At 65.3% G+C, this 17,850-nt stretch carries 21 protein-coding genes; 13 read left to right on the top strand and 8 right to left on the bottom strand.

The window, feature by feature from the left end:
* Position 1: 1 nt before the first annotated feature.
* Together AAFG50_RS15335 and AAFG50_RS15340 are read right to left on the bottom strand one after the other, a co-directional pair.
* A complete protein-coding gene (locus AAFG50_RS15335) occupies positions 2-370 on the bottom strand; it encodes a tautomerase family protein (RefSeq protein WP_028172100.1) in 369 nt (122 codons plus the stop codon).
* A 3-nt stretch (positions 371-373) separates the two neighbouring features.
* Positions 374-1,459: a LacI family DNA-binding transcriptional regulator gene (locus AAFG50_RS15340; protein WP_028172099.1), complete on the bottom strand. Its 1,086-nt coding sequence runs from the start codon at positions 1,457-1,459 to the stop codon at positions 374-376.
* Between the two features lie 184 nt (positions 1,460-1,643).
* On the opposite strand from AAFG50_RS15340, the gene dapA reads away from it, so the two are divergent.
* From dapA to AAFG50_RS15395, 11 genes are all read left to right on the top strand, one after another.
* The gene (gene dapA / locus AAFG50_RS15345) at positions 1,644-2,552 is read left to right on the top strand and encodes a 4-hydroxy-tetrahydrodipicolinate synthase (RefSeq protein WP_028172098.1); all 909 of its coding nucleotides are present in this window, start codon (positions 1,644-1,646) and stop codon (positions 2,550-2,552) included.
* A 14-nt stretch (positions 2,553-2,566) separates the two neighbouring features.
* Positions 2,567-3,757, top strand: a complete 1,191-nt coding sequence (locus tag AAFG50_RS15350; protein WP_028172097.1) for a CaiB/BaiF CoA-transferase family protein — start codon at positions 2,567-2,569, stop codon at positions 3,755-3,757.
* The gene (locus tag AAFG50_RS15355; protein ID WP_039184147.1) at positions 3,754-4,917 is read left to right on the top strand and encodes an acyl-CoA dehydrogenase family protein; all 1,164 of its coding nucleotides are present in this window, start codon (positions 3,754-3,756) and stop codon (positions 4,915-4,917) included. The genes AAFG50_RS15350 and AAFG50_RS15355 overlap by 4 nt, the downstream gene beginning before the upstream one ends.
* Before the next feature lie 11 nt (positions 4,918-4,928).
* The gene (locus AAFG50_RS15360; RefSeq protein ID WP_028172095.1) at positions 4,929-5,336 is read left to right on the top strand and encodes a MaoC/PaaZ C-terminal domain-containing protein; all 408 of its coding nucleotides are present in this window, start codon (positions 4,929-4,931) and stop codon (positions 5,334-5,336) included.
* Between the two features lie 3 nt (positions 5,337-5,339).
* Positions 5,340-5,771, top strand: coding sequence for a MaoC/PaaZ C-terminal domain-containing protein (locus AAFG50_RS15365; RefSeq protein WP_011086090.1), 432 nt, complete (start codon positions 5,340-5,342; stop codon positions 5,769-5,771).
* A gap of 8 nt (positions 5,772-5,779) precedes the next feature.
* On the top strand, positions 5,780-6,721 hold the full coding sequence (locus tag AAFG50_RS15370) for a dihydrodipicolinate synthase family protein (protein ID WP_231166671.1): 942 nt from the start codon (positions 5,780-5,782) through the stop codon (positions 6,719-6,721).
* A gap of 11 nt (positions 6,722-6,732) precedes the next feature.
* The gene (locus AAFG50_RS15375; RefSeq protein ID WP_231166672.1) at positions 6,733-7,035 is read left to right on the top strand and encodes a DUF4286 family protein; all 303 of its coding nucleotides are present in this window, start codon (positions 6,733-6,735) and stop codon (positions 7,033-7,035) included.
* 121 nt (positions 7,036-7,156) lie between these two features.
* The gene (locus AAFG50_RS15380; protein ID WP_028172092.1) at positions 7,157-7,993 is read left to right on the top strand and encodes an ABC transporter substrate-binding protein; all 837 of its coding nucleotides are present in this window, start codon (positions 7,157-7,159) and stop codon (positions 7,991-7,993) included.
* A 19-nt stretch (positions 7,994-8,012) separates the two neighbouring features.
* Positions 8,013-8,744: an amino acid ABC transporter permease gene (locus tag AAFG50_RS15385; RefSeq protein WP_028172091.1), complete on the top strand. Its 732-nt coding sequence runs from the start codon at positions 8,013-8,015 to the stop codon at positions 8,742-8,744.
* The gene (locus AAFG50_RS15390; protein ID WP_028172090.1) at positions 8,741-9,532 is read left to right on the top strand and encodes an amino acid ABC transporter ATP-binding protein; all 792 of its coding nucleotides are present in this window, start codon (positions 8,741-8,743) and stop codon (positions 9,530-9,532) included. The genes AAFG50_RS15385 and AAFG50_RS15390 overlap by 4 nt, the downstream gene beginning before the upstream one ends.
* A gap of 26 nt (positions 9,533-9,558) precedes the next feature.
* On the top strand, positions 9,559-10,491 hold the full coding sequence (locus AAFG50_RS15395) for a dihydrodipicolinate synthase family protein (RefSeq protein ID WP_028172089.1): 933 nt from the start codon (positions 9,559-9,561) through the stop codon (positions 10,489-10,491).
* Here AAFG50_RS15395 and AAFG50_RS15400 read toward each other — a convergent pair.
* The 6 genes from AAFG50_RS15400 to AAFG50_RS15425 are packed head-to-tail and all read right to left on the bottom strand — an operon-like array spanning position 10,488 to position 16,054.
* Complete coding sequence (locus tag AAFG50_RS15400) at positions 10,488-11,792, bottom strand: LLM class flavin-dependent oxidoreductase (RefSeq protein ID WP_028172088.1); 1,305 nt, start codon at positions 11,790-11,792, stop codon at positions 10,488-10,490. The genes AAFG50_RS15395 and AAFG50_RS15400 overlap by 4 nt on opposite strands.
* A 4-nt stretch (positions 11,793-11,796) precedes the next feature.
* Positions 11,797-12,555: an ABC transporter permease gene (locus tag AAFG50_RS15405; RefSeq protein WP_028172087.1), complete on the bottom strand. Its 759-nt coding sequence runs from the start codon at positions 12,553-12,555 to the stop codon at positions 11,797-11,799.
* Positions 12,552-13,367: an ABC transporter permease gene (locus AAFG50_RS15410; RefSeq protein WP_028172086.1), complete on the bottom strand. Its 816-nt coding sequence runs from the start codon at positions 13,365-13,367 to the stop codon at positions 12,552-12,554. Before AAFG50_RS15410 ends, AAFG50_RS15405 begins: the two co-directional genes overlap by 4 nt.
* Entirely contained in the window at positions 13,364-14,380 is a 1,017-nt protein-coding gene (locus AAFG50_RS15415; RefSeq protein WP_028172085.1) for an ABC transporter substrate-binding protein, read from the bottom strand. Before AAFG50_RS15415 ends, AAFG50_RS15410 begins: the two co-directional genes overlap by 4 nt.
* 22 nt (positions 14,381-14,402) lie before the next feature.
* Positions 14,403-15,194 carry a class II aldolase/adducin family protein gene (locus tag AAFG50_RS15420; RefSeq protein WP_028172084.1) on the bottom strand — a complete coding sequence of 264 codons (792 nt, stop codon included), beginning with the start codon at positions 15,192-15,194 and terminating at the stop codon, positions 14,403-14,405.
* Complete coding sequence (locus tag AAFG50_RS15425; protein ID WP_028172083.1) at positions 15,191-16,054, bottom strand: ABC transporter ATP-binding protein; 864 nt, start codon at positions 16,052-16,054, stop codon at positions 15,191-15,193. The genes AAFG50_RS15420 and AAFG50_RS15425 overlap by 4 nt, the downstream gene beginning before the upstream one ends.
* 17 nt (positions 16,055-16,071) lie before the next feature.
* Here AAFG50_RS15425 and AAFG50_RS15430 point away from each other — a divergent pair, with 17 nt between their 5' ends.
* Positions 16,072-16,995 (top strand): GntR family transcriptional regulator, encoded by a 924-nt coding sequence (locus tag AAFG50_RS15430; protein ID WP_028172082.1) that lies wholly within the window; start codon positions 16,072-16,074, stop codon positions 16,993-16,995.
* Positions 16,996-17,063: 68 nt separating this feature from the next.
* Complete coding sequence (locus AAFG50_RS15435; RefSeq protein WP_011086104.1) at positions 17,064-17,843, top strand: short-chain dehydrogenase/reductase; 780 nt, start codon at positions 17,064-17,066, stop codon at positions 17,841-17,843.
* Positions 17,844-17,850 lie beyond the last annotated feature (7 nt).

The following is a 17,850-nucleotide window of genomic DNA, read 5'->3' on the forward strand; positions in this document are numbered from 1 at the left end:
GTCAGTCGCTGGCGAGCTTGGAATCGTGGGAGACCTCGCTGCGGTCGCGATCGAGGAAATAGACCGCGACGTCATCGCCGGGCACGCCATAGGCGCTGCATACGCCGCGGGTCAGCGCGATGGCGGCGGCGCGGCGCTCGGCCTCGCTGCGGCGGAACGCGTGCACTTTGAGCAGGATGCGCTGGCCGGTGGCCTGCGCGCCGAACGTGCCGGCATGGGCGTAGTCATCGGGCGCAATGTTCAGGAAATAGAGCGTGACCGTATCAGCGGTGACGCCGAATGCCGACATCAGGCCGTCGGTCACGGACCTCGCCAGCGCGGCCTTGCGCTGGTTTGGGGCTTGCGGGGCGAGCACTTCGACATAGGGCATCGATCAGACCTTCGCGGATTTGGCCGCAGATGATTTGGATGAAGATGATTTGGACTTCGCGGATCTCGCAGGGGGCGGGGCATCGAACTGGCGGCAGGAGTCGCGCTTGATCAGCCGGGCGCCGACGCGATATTCGCGAACGCCGTTATTGCCGTTGCCCTTCGCATCCATGCGTTGCAGCAACCGGTCGACGGCGAGATTGGCGAGATCGCGCGCGCCGTTGTCGACGATGCTGATGGCGGGGCGATGCCATTCGAACCACGGCATGTCCTCGTAGCAGAGCAGCGAGAGGTCGTCGGGGATCGCGATGTTCCGCTCCGCCGTCACGCGCAGCACGCCGAGCGTTGCCTCGTGGTTGGCCACGAAGATCGCGCTCGGCGGGCGCGGGAGGTCCAGCAGCTTGCGGCAGCCCGTCGCACCGGTCTCGGGAACGAAATGACCGGCATGAATCAATGTGTCGTCCCTGGCGATGCCGGCCTCGCGCAGCGCGCGGACATAGCCGGACAGTCGCTCGCGGCCGGACGTCGTGTCCTGGCGGCCGACGATCAACCCGATGCGCTTGTGGCCGAGCTCGATCAGGTGGCGCGTTCCGAGATAGGCGCCCTGCGGATCGTCGGCGAGCACGGTCTCGAGATCGGTTGCGTCGTCGCGCCGCACCAGGCAGACGATCGGAACATCCTTCGCCAACGCCTTGAGCTGCGGGCCGTTCTTGCCGGTGGGAACGACGATCAGTCCGTCGATGCGGTGGTCGACCAGCGTGGTGAGGGTGTCGCTCTCCTGCTGCGGATCGTCGCCGCCGATGCACAGAAGCATCTGATAACCCAGCGCCTTCAGGCGCGCCTGCACCACTTCGGCCATCACCTGGAACGAGGCGTTGGTGAGGTTGTGAACCAGAAGCGCGACGAGCCGCGATTGTCCGGTCTTCAGTCCGCGCGCGATGGGGTTCGGCCGATAGCCGAGCTCGCGCGCGATGCGCGTCAGGCGCTGCTGCGTGCGCTCGCTGGTCAGGCCGGTTCCCGTCAACGCTCGGGAAGCAGTGCTGATTGAAACGCGGGCCGCCTGTGCCACATCTTTGAGCGTGACGCTCATCAAACCTGCCGATAGACTGCAAACGATTGCAGAAACGCTATGAGCTTATTCCACGCGGATCAAGCTCAAAAAATGGATGGTGTTGCCCAATGCAGAGCCATTTATGCAAACGATTGCATAAAGCGTGCGGATATTCCGCAGGCGGCACCCATCGCCCGAATTCACCCGAGCACCCGGCAGTTCCCTGATGAAGACGTTCCGCGGCACCTACACCGTCATGATCACCCCGTTCACGGCAGCGGGGGAGGTCGATGTCGCAGCCTTGCGCGCCTTCGTCGACTGGCAGATCGCGGAGGGCATTCATGGGCTGATCCCGCTCGGCTCGACCGGCGAATTCCTGTCTCTCGACGACGACGAGAAGGCGCTGGTGGCGGAGGTCGTCATCGGCCAGGCCGCGGGGCGCGTGCCCGTGCTGATCGGCACCGGTGCGGAGGATACGCGCGAGGTGGTTCGCCTCAGCCGCCGTGCCGAAAAGCTGGGCGCCGACGGCGTCATGATCATTCCGCCGTTCTATTCGACGCCGACCGACGATGAGCTCGTCCATCACTACAAGACGGTGGCCGACGCGATCGCGCTGCCGATCATGGTCTACAACAACCCGGCGACCGCCAATGTCGATCTCAAGCCACAGCTCGTGGCGCGCATCGCCGAGATTGACAACTGTCTCTATATCAAGGAGTCGACGCTGGAGGTGACGCGGGTGCGCGACATCATCCGGCTCTGCGGCGACAGGATGACCGTGTTCGGCGGCATCCTCGGCTTCGAATCCTTCGTCGAGGGCGCGCAAGGCTGGGTCGCGGTGGCCTCCAATGTGGTGCCGTCCGAGATGGCGCGCATCTTCAGCCTCGTCGCAGACGAGGGCGCCATCAAGGAGGCGCGCGAGCTCTATCTGAAATATCTGCCGGTGATCGAGTTCGTCGGCGGCCAGGCCTATGTCGCCGGCAGCAAGGCGCTGCTCGGCCATATGGGCCTTGCGGTCGGCGGCCCGCGCCCGCCGCGACTGCCGCTGCCGGCCGCACAGGACGCGGCCGCGCTGGCGCTGGTCAAGTCGTTCGGTCTCGCGTGGCGCGGCGCGTCCATTGCAGCCGCTTAAACCAGGTGTGATCGATGAACCTGCTCGATGGCGTCAAGATCCTCAGCTTCAATCATTACCTCGCGGGCCCGCTGGCCGCACAGACGCTCGCCGATCTCGGCGCCGACGTCATCGCGGTCGAGCCGATCGAGGGCGCGTTTCAGCGCAACTGGGCGGTCGCCAATCACTTCGTCGCGGGTGATAGCGTCAATCACCTGGCGACCGGGCGCAACAAGCGCAGTCTCGCCGTCGATCTCAAGCATCCCGACGGCATCGCCGCTGTGAAGAAGCTGGTCGCGACCGCCGATGTCGTGATGGAAAACTTCCGGCCGGGCACCATGGCCAAGCTCGGCCTCGGCTACGACACGCTCAAGGCGATCAACCCCGGCCTGATCTATGCGGTGGCGACCGGGTTCGGATCGGAAGGGCCCTACAAGGATCGTCCCGGCCAGGATCTGCTGCTCCAGGCGATGTCGGGCCTTGCGATGCGGACGGGGCGGGCGGACGGCGAGCCGACCGCTGTCGGCGCGGTGATCGTCGATCAGCATGCGGCCTCGCTCTATGCCATGAGCATTCTCGCGGCACTGTTTGCCAGGACCAAGACGGGGACGGGGCAGCTCGTCGAGGTCAACCTCTATCAGGCCGCCCTCGATCTCCAGGTCGAGCCGCTGACCGCCTGGCTCAATGGCGCGCCGTCGCCGACGCCACGCGGTCCGGCCGGAATTGCCGCCTGGTTCAGCCCCGGGCCTTACGGCATTCATGCGACGGCCGACGGCCATCTCGCGATCTCCATGGCGGCGCCCAAGGCGCTCGCGGCAGGGCTTGACTGCGAAGAGTTGAAGCGGTTCGGCGAGGCCGACAGTTTCTCGAAGCGCGAGGAGATCACGCGGATCGTCGCGACGCGTCTGAAGCAGAAGTCGACGGCCGATTGGCTGCCCTCGCTCGAGGCGGCGCGGATCTGGCACGCGCCGGTCCAGGATTATCGCGACCTCGAGGCCGATCCCCAGCTGAGACATCTCGGCGTGTTCAAGAGCGCCGAGAGTGCAGGCGGCGCGCAAATCCGGATGGTCGCGCATCCCGCTCGCTATGACGGCCGGACGCCGGAGGTGCGGCTGGTGCCGCAGCGGCTAGGTGCGCAGACCCGCGAAGTGCTCGGCGAGATCGGCTACGACGCTGCCGACATTGACGCGATGATCGCCGGCAAGGCGGTGGGAGTGGCGCGATGATCGACTTTTCAATCCCTGAGGATACGCGCCTGCTGGTCGACACCGTCCGCCGTTTCGTTGAAACAGAGGTGCAGCCGCTCGAAGACGTGGTGGAGCAGACGGCCAAGGTGCCGCCCGATGCGCTGGCGGTGACCAAGGCCAAGGCGCAGAAGCTCGGCCTTTATGCCATGAACATGCCGGCGGATGTCGGCGGCGGCGGGCTGTCCTGCGTCGAGCACTGCCTCGTCGAGGAAGAGTTCGGCAAGACCTCCGATGCGTTGATCCGCCGCGTGTTCGGCCAAGTCTATCCGATGCTGATGGCCTGCAAGGGCGATCAGGTCGAGCGTTATCTGCTGCCGACGGTGAAGGGCGACAAGATCTGCGCCATGGCGATCACCGAGCCGGGCGCCGGCTCCGACGCCGCCTCGATCAGCACGACCGCGCATCTCGAGGGCGACCAGTGGGTGCTCAACGGCACCAAGCATTTCATCAGCGACGGCGACATCGCCGATTACGTGATCCTGATGGCGCTGACCGACAAGGAGAAGCGCGCGCGGGGCGGCATCACGCTGTTTCTGGTCGATCGTACCACACCCGGCTTCAAGGTCGCACGCACGCAGCCGATGATGGGCCACCGCGGCTATGGCCACGCCGAGCTGGCCTTCGAGGACTGCCGCATTCCGAAAGCGGCCGTGCTGGGCGAGGTTGGCGGCGGGTTCAAGCTGATCATGCAGAGCGTGCTCCAGATCCGTCTCGCCCATATCGGGGCGCGTGCCGTCGGCATGGCGCAGCGTGCGCTCGAGATGATGCGCAAGCATGCCGGCGAGCGGCGTCAGTTCGGCCAGCTCATCGGTGACTTCCAGATGGTGCAGAAACTCATCGCCGATTCCGCCACCGAGATCTTCGGCGTCAAGATGATGGTGATGAACGCCGCCTGGGACATCGATCAGGGCAAGGATGCGCGGGACAAGGTCTCGATGATCAAGGTCGCGGCCTCCGAGATGCAGGGCCGCGTCGTGGACCGCGCCATCCAGGTGTTCGGCGGCATGGGCTTCAGCAAGGACCTGCCGCTGAAGCGCATGTATCGCGACGCGCGCGTCACCCGCATCTATGACGGCACCTCCGAAATCCACCGCATGCTGGTCGCGCGCAGCACCATCAAGAATGGCTTGCAGCTCTAGGGAAACGACCGATGTCTCACGCACCTCTCAAGCCCGGCGCCGTCTTCGCCTTCCGCAAGACCATGACGGTCGCGGAGCAGGCGATGTTCACCGGCATCAGCGGCAATCTCGGCGGTCTCTATGTCGACGCCGTCCGCGCCAGGAAGGCCGGCGCCTCCAACATGGTCGCCTTCGAGCTCGCGGTCGGCGGCCTTGCCACGACCTGCCTCAGCCAGCTCGGCGGACCGACGCGGCGGATCGGCAGCATCGCGCTGAATTTCGCCGCGCCGGTGATCGTCGGCGAGTCCGTCGAGGCCAAGGCCGAGATCGTCTCGGTTGCCGGTGATGACGCGGTCTGCCGCGTCACCTGCACGCTGTCGCCCTCGGGGGCGACCGTGGTGGACGGCACCGCGACGCTGGTTCCTTTCGCGAAGGGCTGAGCCATGTACGAGCCGAAATCCTTCGACGATCTGAAGGTGAACGACAGGGTCAGCCTCAGCAAGACCATCACCGAGGCGGACGGTGCGCTCTATATTGCTGCGACCGGCGATTTCGGCCCTGTTCATGTCGACGAGGTCTACGCGGGCGCAACGCGCTTCGGCCGCAGGCTGGCGCCCGGGATCATGGTCGCCGGCCTCTGCACCAGCATCCTCACCAGCGAACTGGTCGGCACGATCGGCGTCTCTGTCGAGGACCGGTTCTGGTTCACCGGCCCGGTGTTCTACGGCGACACGCTCACCTTCGACGTCTGGATCGCCGAGCAGCACGACGAGACCCGCACCATCATCTGGGAGGCGAGCGCCCGCAACGAGGGCGGCCTCGAAGTGCTGAAGGCGCGCGCGAGCCTGAAATTTCCACGGCGGAAACCGTCATGAGCAAGCCGATGAAGAAACCTGACCTGCGCGGCGTCACGGTCGCGACCGTGCTGCCCTTCAAGGACGACACCTCGATCGACTGGGACGGCTACGCCCGCGTGCTCGACTATTGCGCCTGTCCGGACGGAATCGCGGCCGTGTTCGTCAACGGACATGCCGGCGAGGGCGGGTCGCTCTCGGACGACGAGCGGCAGGCGGTGATCGAGCGGACGCGCAAGCACATCGGCGGCAAGCCGCTGCTTTCAGGCATCATCGCGCATTCCACCGCGGAAGCGATCCATCAGGCGCAGCTCGCGGAAGCTGCCGGCGCCGATTGTGCCGTGTTGTTCCCGCCGGCGCCGCTTGGTGGCGGTGCATCGGCGACCTCGCGCGCACCGGTGGCCTTCGTGCAGGCGGTCAGTTCCGCCATCGGCATTCCAGTGTCGATCTTCCAATATCCACTGGCGTCCGGATTTGGCTACTCACCGGAGACGCTGGCGAAGATCGCAGCGCTCGACGGCGTCATCGCCATCAAGGAGGGCAGCGACAGCATCTTCGCCTATGACGAGAACCGCCGGGCGGTGAAGCAGGCCGATCCCTCCGTCGCGATCCTGCCGTCGAACTTCAACTGGTTCCTGCCGCAGCTCGCCATCGGCGGCGACGGCATTCTCTCGGGCCTCGTCAGCCTCGCGCCGGATCTGTTCGTCGCGCTTTGGCAGGCGGCGCTCGCCGACGATCTCGCCGCGCTGCGCGCGGTCAACGAGCGGCTCTATCCAATCGTCCGCGCGATCTATGGCCCAGCGCCGATCATGGACATGCACACGCGCATGAAAGTCGGGCTCAAGGCGCTCGGCTTGATCGGTAACGCCGATCCGCGGCCGCCGCTGCTGCCGGTCGTTCCGGCGTTGTGCGACGCCATCGCAACGACGCTCGGTGCAGCGCGCGCGACCGGCGACATTCGTCTGGCGTGAGGGACGAACCCGTGGCCGACGAAGCCTTCATTCACATCGTGCGGGTCGACATCGATCCCGAGCACGAGGCCGCGTTCAACGCCTGGTACGAGCAGAGGCATTTCCCCGATTTGCTCGCCTGTCCCGGCTGGCTGTCCGCAAAGCGCTTCGTCTCGATCGGCGACGGACCGAAATACGCGGCGATGTACGAAGTCGCGGGACGATGGGCGTTCGAAACGCCGGAGTTCCTGAAGGTGAAGGGCTTCGGTCCGTTCGAATCCCTGGTGAAGAACTTCATGCGAATCCAGCTCAAGCCGACGTCGGGACCGGCTTGAGGGGGCGAAGACGATGCTGCCTGTCGTGTCGTGAGATCCGGCCGGCCGCATCCAACAAACATTGAGGGGAATCCCGGGCGAGGGACTGCATCGGTCATTGGCGTCTTACTGGAGGTATCACATGCTCTCGACACTGCTTCGCCTGAGTGCGGCCGCCGCACTCGCTCTTGCATCCACGGCTGCGCATGCGGCCTGTACGCCTGGGATCACCGACGACAATCTGATCGCGCCCGGGAAGTTGCAGCTCTCGATCAATCCGACCAACCCGCCGCAGCAATTCGTCGACATGGACGGCCAGTTGCAGGGCCTCAACGTGGAACTCGCCGCCGAGCTCGGCAAGCGGTTGTGTCTTCCGGTCGAACTCGTCCGGATGGATTTTCCGGCGATGATACCGGCCATGGCCGCGGGCCGCATCGACGGCATCGACACCGGCATGTTCTGGACCGAGGAACGTTCGAAGCTGATGTACATGGTGCCGTACGCCATTCAGGCGATTTCGGTCGTGGTTGCGCCCGACAGCGGCACAAAAATTGCTACCGAAAATGATCTGATCGGAAAAACATCCGCCGTCGAGGTCAGCACCTACCAGATGAATTGGCTCAAGAAGCTCAGCGATGCGAGCGTGGCGAAGGGCGGCGCAGCCGTCGAGATGCCGACCTTCCCCACCGCCACCAACGTCGTCAGCGCGCTGCTGGCCGGCCAGGTGGACAACGCGTTGCTCGTCGACAGCGTGGCGCGTGATCTCACCGGCCGCGGTCGCGTGAAGGAAGTATTGAGCGGGCTCGGCACGGCGCGCACTACGCTCGGTTTCCGCAACAAGACGGTGGTCGACGCCGTCGTCAAGGCGCTGAACGCCATGCGTTCCGACGGCAGCTACCAGGCGCTGTTCGACAAGTTCGGCCTGACCAGCATGCCGGCCGATCAGCCGCTTGCGATCGCCGGCCCGGGTCCGGCCTGATACCTACGGAGACGAGCCGATGAGCCATTTCAGTCCGACGGCCGCCGTCAACTACTTCTTCAACTACTTCCTGATGAAGGGGGTGCTCGTCACCATCGGCCTGACGGTGGCGGCGGTCATCGGCGGATTGATCCTCGGCATGGGCATCGCGTTGATGCGCATGTCGTCCAACCCGGTGCTGTCGGGCGCGTCGCGCTTCTACATCTGGTTCTTCCGCGGCACGCCGCTGCTGATCCAGCTCGTGGTGATCTACAGCGGCTTGCCGCAGCTGGGGATCAAGTTCTCCGTTATCACCTGCGCGCTGGTCGGCCTGATCCTCAACGAGGCGGCCTACCTCGCCGAGATCGTGCGCAGCGGCTTCATGGCCGTTTCGGCGGGACAGCGCGAAGCCGCCTGGGCGCTCAGCCTGTCGCCCTGGGTGACGTTCCGCCGGGTGACCCTGCCGCAGGCCTTCCGGCTGATGATCCCGCCGCTCGGCAACTCCATCAACTCGCTCTTGAAGGCGACCTCGCTCGCCTCGGTGATCTCGGTCGAGGAGCTCATGCGCCGCAGCGACATGCTGATGCAGGAGCATTTCCAGATCCTCGAAGTCTATGCGGCGGCCACGGCCTATTACCTGATCCTCACCTCGGTCTGGGATGCGATTCAACGCCGGCTGGAGAAGCACTTTGGTCGGTCGAGCGCTGCGAAGTCGAGGCGCGTCGCGGCGAGGGCGCCGGTTACGCAGGCGAGTGTGGAGGCCCGGGCATGAGCGAGATATCGATGAATGCGGCTAGCGGCGTCGAAGGTGCAACGCAGCTCCGCGATGTGCCTGCGGTTCGCATGGAGGCCGTCTACAAGCACTATGGCGACTTCACCGCGCTGGACCAGGTCGATCTCAGGGTCGCCAAGGGCGAGAAGATCGTGGTCTGCGGTCCCTCCGGCTCGGGCAAGTCGACGCTGATCCGCTGCATCAATCACATCGAGAAGCACGACGAGGGCCTGATCTATGTCAACGGCGTCGAGCTCGATCGCCAGCGCAAGAACATCGACGCGGTCAGGCGCGACACCGGCATGGTATTCCAGAGTTTTAATCTCTTTCCGCACATGACCGTGCTGGAGAACTGCATCCTGGCCCCGATGACCGTGAACAGCATGAGCGAGGCAGAAGCCAAGGACCTCGCCATGCATTTCCTGACAAAAGTCCGGATTCCGGACCAGGCCGAAAAATTTCCCGGGCAGCTCTCGGGCGGCCAGCAGCAGCGCGTCGCGATCGCACGCGCGCTGTGCATGCGGCCGAAGATCATGCTGTTCGACGAGCCGACCTCCGCGCTGGACCCCGAGATGGTCAAGGAGGTGCTGGAGACCATGAAGAAGCTGGCGGAAGAGGGCATGACCATGCTGTGCGTGACCCACGAGATGGGCTTCGCCCGCGAGGTCGCCGACCGCATCGTGTTCATGAACGAGGGCAAGGTCGTGGAGCAGGCCGCACCGGAGGAGTTCTTCCAGCATCCGAAGTCCGAACGGGCGCGGACGTTCCTCGACCAGATCATCCATTAGCGGGCGCGGCTGCGGTGTCCGGCGAGATGACGCAGACATTCAGCGATCGCCTTCGCGGCATTCATGCCGCCACGATCGTGCCGATGACGGCTGAGTTCGAGATCGATGAGACAAGTCTGGCGGCGCATCTCGCCGCGGTCGCGTCCACGCCGGGCATCAATGGACTCCTGGTCAACGGCCATGCCGGTGAGAATTTTGTGCTGTCGCTCGCCGAAAAACAGCGCGTGGTGGAGCTGGCGCGCGAGTACGCTCCGAAAGACTGCCTGATCGTCTCTGGCGTCAATCACGAATCGAGCCTGGAGGCCGCGCGAGAGGCGGCTGTGCTGGAGCGGGCGGGCGCGGACGGGCTTCTGGTGTTTCCTCCCAACAGCTGGGCGCTCGCACACGCCGATGATTGTGTCATCGCACATCACCGCCATATCCGCGATGCCACCTCCGTGCCGCTGATGCTCTACGCCGCGCCGGTCGGTGCGGGTGCCATGGCTTATGCACCGTCGCTGCTGGAGCAACTGGTTGCCGACCCTCGCTTCGTTGCGATCAAGGAGGGCAGCTGGGAGGTCGCGACTTACGAACAGAATCTGCGACTGATCCACAAGCTGCGGGCGGAGTTCGTCGTGCTCGGCTCGGGAGATGAGCACCTGCTGACGAGCTATCTCGTCGGCTCGGCCGGCAGCCAGGTCAGCCTTGCCTGCGTCGTGCCGGAGCTTGTCGTCAGCCTCTGGAATGCGGCTGAAGCCGGTGATTGGGAGCAGGCGCGGGCCGCGCACGAGAAGCTCTATCCGCTTGCGGTCGCGATCTATCGCGATGCGCCGGGAGGACGCGCGACGGTGCGGCTCAAGGCCTGCCTGAAATTGCTTGGGCGTCTCGCATGCGACGCGGCACGGCCGCCGCAGCCGCGGGCCACACCAAACGAGTTGCAGGCGCTCGAACGGGCACTGCGGATCGCTGGCGCGCTCTAAGCCGCGAAGAACGGATTGGCCGGCCGCGCAAGGCCGAGGTGATCCCGCAGCGTCGTCCCCTCATAGTCCGCGCGGAACAGCCCACGCTCCTGCAGGATGGGTACGACGAGCTCGACGAAATCCTCGAACCCTTCGTGGAAATAAGGCGGCATGACGTTGAAGCCGTCGGCGGCGTGCTGCTCGAACCAGAGCTGGAGCGTATCGGCGATGCGCTCGGCCGAGCCGCACAGCACCCAATGGCCGCGGGCGGCGGCGGTGAGGTTGTAGAGATCGCGCAGCGTCATGTTCTCGCGGCGGCCCTTGGCGAGCATGACGCTGGCGAAACTGTGATAGCTGTCGGACGGTGCGATGTCGGGGATCGGCCCGTCGAGATCGTAGGCCGACATGTCCCGGCCGAAGCGATCGGACAGGATCGCGAGCGCATTGCTGCCGCTGACAAAGCTCTGGAGCACGTTGAGCTTCTCGAACGCCTCCCTATCGGTGCGGCCGACGACGGGCATCACGCCCGGCAGCACCGTGACGTCGTCGGCCTTGCGGCCGAACGACGGCAGTCGCGTCTTCAGCGAGGTGTAACCGGCCTTGGCCTCCTCGATATCCTGCACCACCGAGAACACGATATCGGCGGTGCGCGCGGCAAGAGCCTGTCCGGCCTCGGAGCCGCCGGCCTGGAGCACCACGGGGTGGCCTTGCGGGCTGCGGCCGATGTTGAGCGGGCCCTTCACCTTGAAGAACGCGCCGTCATGATCGATCGGGCGGAGTTTGGCCGGATCGATGTAGACGCCGCTCGCGCGGTCGGCGACGATGGCGTCATCCGCCCAGCCGTCCCACAGGCCCTTGACGACGTCGAGGAATTCGCCGGCCATCTCGTAGCGGCGGGCGTGGTCGGGATGGGTGGTGCCGAAATTCGCAGCGGTCGCCGGATTGGCCGTCGTCACCGCATTCCACGCCGCGCGGCCCCTGGAGATGTGGTCAAGCGAGGCGAACACGCGCGCGACCGAGAACGGATCGCTGTAGGTGGTCGAGACGGTGGCGCCGAGCCCGATATGGCTGGTCGAGGTCGCGAGCGCGGCGAGCATCGTCAGCGGCTCGAGCCGCAGCGTGTAGGAGGGATGGGCGGCGGCATCGGCATAGAGATTGTCGCCCATGAAGATCAGGTCGAACTTGCCGCGCTCGGCGGTGCGGCCGATCTGCTGGATCGCCGCAAAGTCCTGGAAGCTGTCGACCGCGCCGGGATAGCGCCAGCCGGCGACGTGGCTGCCGGTTCCCAGGATGAACAGGCCGAGATGCATCTGTCGTTTCATGGCGTCATGTCCAGAACAGGATCTTGCGTTCGAGGAAACCGATCAGGCCGAAGAAGGCAAGGCTCGCCGCGGATGCGACGAAGATCGCCGCCCAGACCTGGACGAAGTCGATCTGGAGCACGGCCTGGTAGATCACCCAGCCGAGCCCGCCATGTGCGCCGAGCATCTCGGTGACGATCGCCACGATCACGCTGCGCACCGTCGAGACGCGCATGCCGGCGAGCAGCAGCGGCAGGGCCGTCGGCAGGCGCAGGCGCCACAGCACACCGAAGCGGCTTGCGCCAAAACTCTTCATGAGATCGACGGCGCGGCGGTCGACACGGTCGAGCCCGGCCAGCATCGAGAGCAGGATGGTGAAGCTCACCGCCATCGCCACCATCACGATCTTCGAGCTGACGCCGATGCCGAACCAGAGCAGGATCAGCGGCGAATAGCCGACCACGGGCACCGAATTGATCGCGGTGGCCAGCGGCAGGATCGCACTGCGAAGCGCCGGAACCAATGCGATTGCGACGGCGAGGCCGATACCGATCAGGCAGCCGAGCCCGTAGCCGACCAGCGCTTCGAGCAGGGTGTAACCGGCAGCGTCGATGAGCGTCGCGCGCTTGGACCAGAGGCCGGCGAGGATGTCGCTGACGGCGGGCAGAACATAGGCCGGCAGATGCAGTCCGCGCGCCGCGCCTTCCCAGCACGCGACCAGGAGGACGGCGCCCAGGATGCCGCGCTGGACGGCGAGCGAAGGTGATGCGAGCGAGGGGCTCATTGCTCGGCGCTCCAGAACACCAGCCGTCGCTCCACCGCGGCGACCACCGCATAGAAGACGGTGCCGAGCAGCGCCGCGGCGAGCAGGGCGGCCCAGATCGCGACGACATTCTCGGTGAACATGGCCTGGAGCAGCAGCACGCCGAGCCCGGTGGTGTCGCCGAACCATTCGCCGACGATGGCCCCGACGAGGCTCAGCGATGCGGCGAGCCGCAGCGCCACGAAGATCTGCGGCAGCGCGGTCGGAAGCTGCAAGCGCAGCAGGAGTTGGCGATTGGAGGCGCCAAAACTGCGCATCAAGTCGACCTGCTTGGGATCGACGGTCTCGAGGCCCAGCAGCGTGTTCACCGTTACCGGAAAGAAGGTCAAATAGAACGCGATGATCGCCTTGGCGAGCAGCGTGTTGCCGAACCACAGCACCACCAGCGCCCCGAAGGCGATGACCGGAATGGTCTGCGACACCACGAAGATCGGAAAGATCATCTCGCGCAGCGCGCGGACGCGGAAGAACACGACGCCCATGAGCACGCCAAACGCACCGCCCGAAGCAAAGCCGATCAGCGTTTCGGCGAGCGTGCGCAGGAAGCCGTCGACATAGGCGCGAGGCGTCGCCGCGATCGACAGCAGGATCGTGCTAAGGCGCGGCAGGTAATAGGGCCGGATGCCGAACAGCTGCACCGAGCCTTCCCAGATCACCGCCGCAATCGCAAGGCCCAGCAGGAGCCGGACCAGCTTGTGCAACGAAGCCGGCATCGCGATGCGCTGCGCAGCAACCCAGCCCTTGCCAAGCGATGCCGCCGAAGGGCTGCTCACGGCAGCCGGTCCGCCAGCGGAACGCTCTGGATGAAGCTTGCATCATACGCGGCGGCAAGATCCAGCGGCTTGGAAATGACGCCGTACTTCAGGAAGAAGTCGTGGGCGGTCTTGACCGCGTCGGCATCGATCCAGAACATGCCGTTCTTCGCCGCGGCGCCAGCGGTCATCAGGCGCTTTACCTCGGTGAGCATGAATTCCTGCTGCGCGCGGTCGAGCGTCGGGGCCGCGGCCATCACGGTATCGACGGCGCCCTTGGGATCTGCGAAGGCGTCCTTCCAGCCTTTGAGCGAAGCGCGCAGGAACGCCTTGACCAGCTCCGGCTTCTCCTTGGCGGTCGCCTCGGCCACGATCAGCGTGTCGCGCGGGAAGGTGATGCCGTAGTCCTCGGCGACGAAGGTCTTCAGGCTGTCCTTCGGCATGCGCGACTGGATGGTGTAGAACTCGTTGTAATAGGTCGCCGTGACCACATCGACGCTGCCGTCGACGAAGGGTGTCACCGAAACCTGCTGCGGCTGGATCTTCAGCTCATCCGGCTTGATGCCTTCCTTGGCCAGCATGCCGTTCAGCACATGGTTGGCGCCGGTAAACCAGGTGGTGACGGTCTTGCCCTTGAAATCCTGGATCGTCTTCACCGGCCCGTCCTTGCGGGTGACGAAGATGAAGGGCGTGATCTGGTGCGACACGCCGATGCAGACGATCGGCAGTCCCTTGTCGCGCGCCGCGAACACGCTGTCGGTGCCGCCGGAGAGGCCGAATGTGTCGGCGCCGGTCGCGACCAGGTTTTCGGTGAGCAGGTTGGGTCCGCCGGGATTGATGGTGAGGTCGATGCTCTCGGCCTTGTAGTAGCCCTTGGCGGCTGCGACGTAGAAGCCGGCGAACTGCGCCTGCGGCAGCCATTTCAGGCGCAGGCTGGCCTTCTGCAATTCGGCTGCGGGCGCGGCCGTGACAAGCGAGCCGGTCGCCAGTGCGATGGCGGAGAGGGCGGAGAAGGCGTGGCGTCGGCTCAACATGGTCAAACTCCAGGCGGTGAAATCAATTGCGGTAGGACGGATCGGTGCGGTCGAGCTGGCGCATCAGCGCCGGCCACTCGCGTTCGCCGGGCACGAGGATGTCGCCCTGCAATTCCCAGAACTGGCGCGCGGCTTTCTCGCAGACCTCGTGCGGCGGCATCACCAGCTTGGCGCCGGCTGCGGCCACCGCCTGCATCTGGAGCTGGATCCGCGCGGCGCGTTCGAAATAATACAGCAGCATGAAGGCCTCGCCCGGCGTCCGTCCGACGGTGAGGATGCCGTGGTTGCGCATCAGCATCACCTTGTGCGGGCCGAGGTCGCGCACCAGGCGAACCTGCTCGTCGAGGTCGATGGCGACGCCTTCGTAGTCGTGAAAGGCCTGGCGGTCGTAGAAGCGCATCGCGAACTGGCTGAGCGGCAACAGGCCTTTCTCTTGCCCTGAGACCGCGACGCTCGCGTCGGAATGGGTGTGCAGCACGCAGGCCGCGTCGTGGTTCGCGGTGTGGATCGCGGCATGGATGACGAAAGCGGCGACGTTGACCGCATGCGGCGTGTCGTCGAGCTTGTTGCCCTTGGTGTCGATCTTCACCAGGCTGGATGCCGTGATCTCGTCGAACAGCAGGCCGTAGGGATTGATGAGGAACTGGTCCTCGTGGCCGGGCACGCGCAAGGAGATGTGGTTGTAGATCAGGTCGTCCATCCCGAGCTTGGCAACCATGCGATAGCAGGCCGCGAGCTTGATCCGGGCATCCCACTCGGCCGGCTCGATCCCGCGCGGTGCGGCTTGGGGCTCTCTCGCTGACATCGCATTCACGGCGTCTTCTCCTGCGCGATGGAGGATTGGAACGACTTCATGCTTTCCTCCTCGATCGCATCGAGCAGCGTGCGCTTGAGGCGCACGAATTCCGGAGAGGTGACGATCTCGGGCCGGCGCGGGCGGGGCAGGTCGACGACCTGTTCGAGCTTCACCGAGCCGGGACGCGCGGTCATGACCAGCACGCGGTCGCCGAGGAAGATCGCCTCGTCGACGTCATGGGTGATGAAGAGAATGGTGCGGCGGTATTTCTGCCACACGTCGAGCAGCCAGCGCTGCATCATCGCCCGCGTCAGCGCATCGAGCGCGCCGAACGGCTCGTCCAGCAGCATCAGGTCGCGTTCGAACAGGAAGGTGCGCATCAGGGCGACGCGCTGGCGCATGCCGCCGGACAATTGGTTGGGATATTGCTTCTCGAAGCCGGCGAGCCCGAACTCGGGCAGCATCTTCAGCGCCTTGGCGCGCGCCTGCTCGCGCGGCATGCCCTCGACCTCGAGCGCGAGGATGGCGTTGTCGACGACATTGCGCCAGGGAAACAGCAAATCGCGCTGCGGCATGAAGGAGACGCGGCCGAGCAGGTCGGCGGCGTGGCAGCTCTTGCCCTCGAAGCGCAGGATGCCGCCGGCGTCGGGCTCTTCCAGGCCGGCGACAATATTAAAGAGGGTGCTCTTGCCGCAGCCGCTTGGGCCAACGACGGTGACGAACTCGCCGGGGGCGACGCTCGCCTGAAGTCCGGACAGTGCCGCAACGGAGCCGAAGGTCTTGTCGATCGCGCGCAGCTCGAGCAGCGGCCCAGGCTTCGGGTGAGCCTGAGGGGCCTCGATGGTCGGTCCGGGATCGGGGAGGCGGGCAGCCTGCACCGGGATGTCCTTGTATAATGGCGGCGGCCATTCGCATACGAAAGCGGACCGCGTCGAAATCTCTTAGCAACTCGTGTGCCAGTGCGATTTCGCGGCAAATCAGGCATAAGATTTGCGAGTTGGCAGGTGGATATCCCGGAGATGCGCGCGTCTCCGCCAGAAAATCGGCCGGTTCACTGGAAGATTGGTGCCATTTTGTATACGTATATAGATATCGGAGAAACATGATGGCGGATATTGGTGCACATGCCGGAGGCAGGCGCGTGAAAAATGGGCACGAAACCCTGGCGGCAGGCCCCGGCATGACGCTCGCCGAGAGCCTGCGCCAGAAGCTCGAAGGGGCGATCGCGGCGGGGCATCTCGAGCCGGGCAGCCGGCTCGACGAGCAGGAGATCGCCCAGCGCTTCGGCGTCTCGCGCACGCCGGTGCGGGAGGCATTCCGTCTGATGGCCGCCAACAATCTGGTCGAACTGCGCGGCCGGCAAGGGGCGACGGTCCGCAGCATCAAGGCGCAGGCGCTGATCGAGATGTTCCAGGTCATGGCGGAGCTGGAAGGGCTCTGCGCGCGGCTCGCCGCGCGGCGCGTCTCCCAGGCCTGGGGGACTGAAATTGGCGAGATTCACCAGCGGCTTGTGGCGGCAGGTGAAACCGGCGATATCGATGTCTTCTACGACATCAACCAGGAATTTCACGAGGCGATCTATGAGGCCTCGCGCAACGCCTTCCTGGCCGAGCAGACCCGCAAGCTGCGCAACCAGGTGGCGGCGTATCGCCGCCGGGTGACGCGCATGCCGAACCGGATTGCCGACACCGTTCGCGAGCATGAGGCGATCATGCAGGCGATCCTGGCCCACGATCCCGAGCGGGCGCACAGCGCCATGCGGGACCACGTCAACCTGCTCGGCGACAACCTTCTGGACTTCCTCGCCGCCTTCGAATGACCCCTCGGGTCGCTTGGTATGCAAATTGCTAGACCTTGTATATCTAGTTTGCATCCTGGAGACCCGGAGTGGACCTGAAGCTGACGAACAAGACCGCCCTGATCACCGGCGCGTCGAAAGGAATTGGACTTGCGGTGGCCGAGCTCTTCGCCGCGGAGGGCTGTCACCTGCATCTGGCCGCCCGCAATGGCGAGGCGATGCTCCAGGCCAAGCGTGATCTGGAAGCCCGCTTTGGCGTGAAGATCACCATCCACGCGCTCGACCTGTCGAGCACGGCCGCGATGGAGAAGCTCGCGGCCGAGGTCGGCGACATCGACATCCTCGTCAACAATGCCGGCGACATCCCGGCCGGCTCGCTGGAAATCCTCGATGATGCCGCCTGGCGGCGCGGCTTCGATCTCAAGGTGTTCGGCTACATCACGCTGTCGCGTCTTTATTATCCGCGCATGAAGGGCAAGGACGGCGTCATCATCAACATCATCGGCAATTCCGGTGAGAACTGGGACGCGAGCTACATCGCCGGCTCGACCGGCAACGCGGCGCTGATGTCCTTCACCAAGGCGCTCGGCGGCCGCAGCCTCGATCACGGCGTGCGCGTCGTCGCGGTCAATCCGGGGCCGGTTGCCACCGACCGCATGCTCAAGATCATGAAGCGCAAGGCGATCGACATGCTAGGCGACGAAAGCCGCTGGGAGGAGCTGTTCGACAAATATCCCGGCAAGCGCCCCGCGACGTCGGAGGAGGTCGCCGATCTCGTCGCCTTCCTGTCCTCGCCAAGGTCCGGCTACATCACTGGCACCGTGGTGACGATCGACGGCGGCATCGCCGCACGCGGCTCGGTGATCTGAGGCCTCG

The organism is Bradyrhizobium sp. B039 (assembly GCF_038965675.1).
GTDB classification, from domain to species: domain Bacteria; phylum Pseudomonadota; class Alphaproteobacteria; order Rhizobiales; family Xanthobacteraceae; genus Bradyrhizobium; species Bradyrhizobium diazoefficiens.

Excerpts from the sequence above, each read along its gene's own strand:
- AAFG50_RS15365 (WP_011086090.1), top strand. The coding sequence starts at position 5,340 with ATGTACGAGCCGAAATCCTTCGACGATCTGAAGGTGAACGACAGGGTC.
- AAFG50_RS15335 (WP_028172100.1), bottom strand. The coding sequence starts at position 370 with ATGCCCTATGTCGAAGTGCTCGCCCCGCAAGCCCCAAACCAGCGCAAG.
- AAFG50_RS15360 (WP_028172095.1), top strand. The coding sequence starts at position 4,929 with ATGTCTCACGCACCTCTCAAGCCCGGCGCCGTCTTCGCCTTCCGCAAG.
- AAFG50_RS15370 (WP_231166671.1), top strand. The coding sequence starts at position 5,780 with ATGAAGAAACCTGACCTGCGCGGCGTCACGGTCGCGACCGTGCTGCCC.
- AAFG50_RS15430 (WP_028172082.1), top strand. The coding sequence starts at position 16,072 with ATGGCGGCGGCCATTCGCATACGAAAGCGGACCGCGTCGAAATCTCTT.
- AAFG50_RS15400 (WP_028172088.1), bottom strand. The coding sequence starts at position 11,792 with ATGAAACGACAGATGCATCTCGGCCTGTTCATCCTGGGAACCGGCAGC.
- AAFG50_RS15380 (WP_028172092.1), top strand. The coding sequence starts at position 7,157 with ATGCTCTCGACACTGCTTCGCCTGAGTGCGGCCGCCGCACTCGCTCTT.
- AAFG50_RS15385 (WP_028172091.1), top strand. The coding sequence starts at position 8,013 with ATGAGCCATTTCAGTCCGACGGCCGCCGTCAACTACTTCTTCAACTAC.
- AAFG50_RS15395 (WP_028172089.1), top strand. The coding sequence starts at position 9,559 with ATGACGCAGACATTCAGCGATCGCCTTCGCGGCATTCATGCCGCCACG.
- AAFG50_RS15340 (WP_028172099.1), bottom strand. The coding sequence starts at position 1,459 with ATGAGCGTCACGCTCAAAGATGTGGCACAGGCGGCCCGCGTTTCAATC.
- AAFG50_RS15415 (WP_028172085.1), bottom strand. The coding sequence starts at position 14,380 with ATGTTGAGCCGACGCCACGCCTTCTCCGCCCTCTCCGCCATCGCACTG.
- AAFG50_RS15350 (WP_028172097.1), top strand. The coding sequence starts at position 2,567 with ATGAACCTGCTCGATGGCGTCAAGATCCTCAGCTTCAATCATTACCTC.
- AAFG50_RS15355 (WP_039184147.1), top strand. The coding sequence starts at position 3,754 with ATGATCGACTTTTCAATCCCTGAGGATACGCGCCTGCTGGTCGACACC.
- AAFG50_RS15405 (WP_028172087.1), bottom strand. The coding sequence starts at position 12,555 with ATGAGCCCCTCGCTCGCATCACCTTCGCTCGCCGTCCAGCGCGGCATC.
- AAFG50_RS15390 (WP_028172090.1), top strand. The coding sequence starts at position 8,741 with ATGAGCGAGATATCGATGAATGCGGCTAGCGGCGTCGAAGGTGCAACG.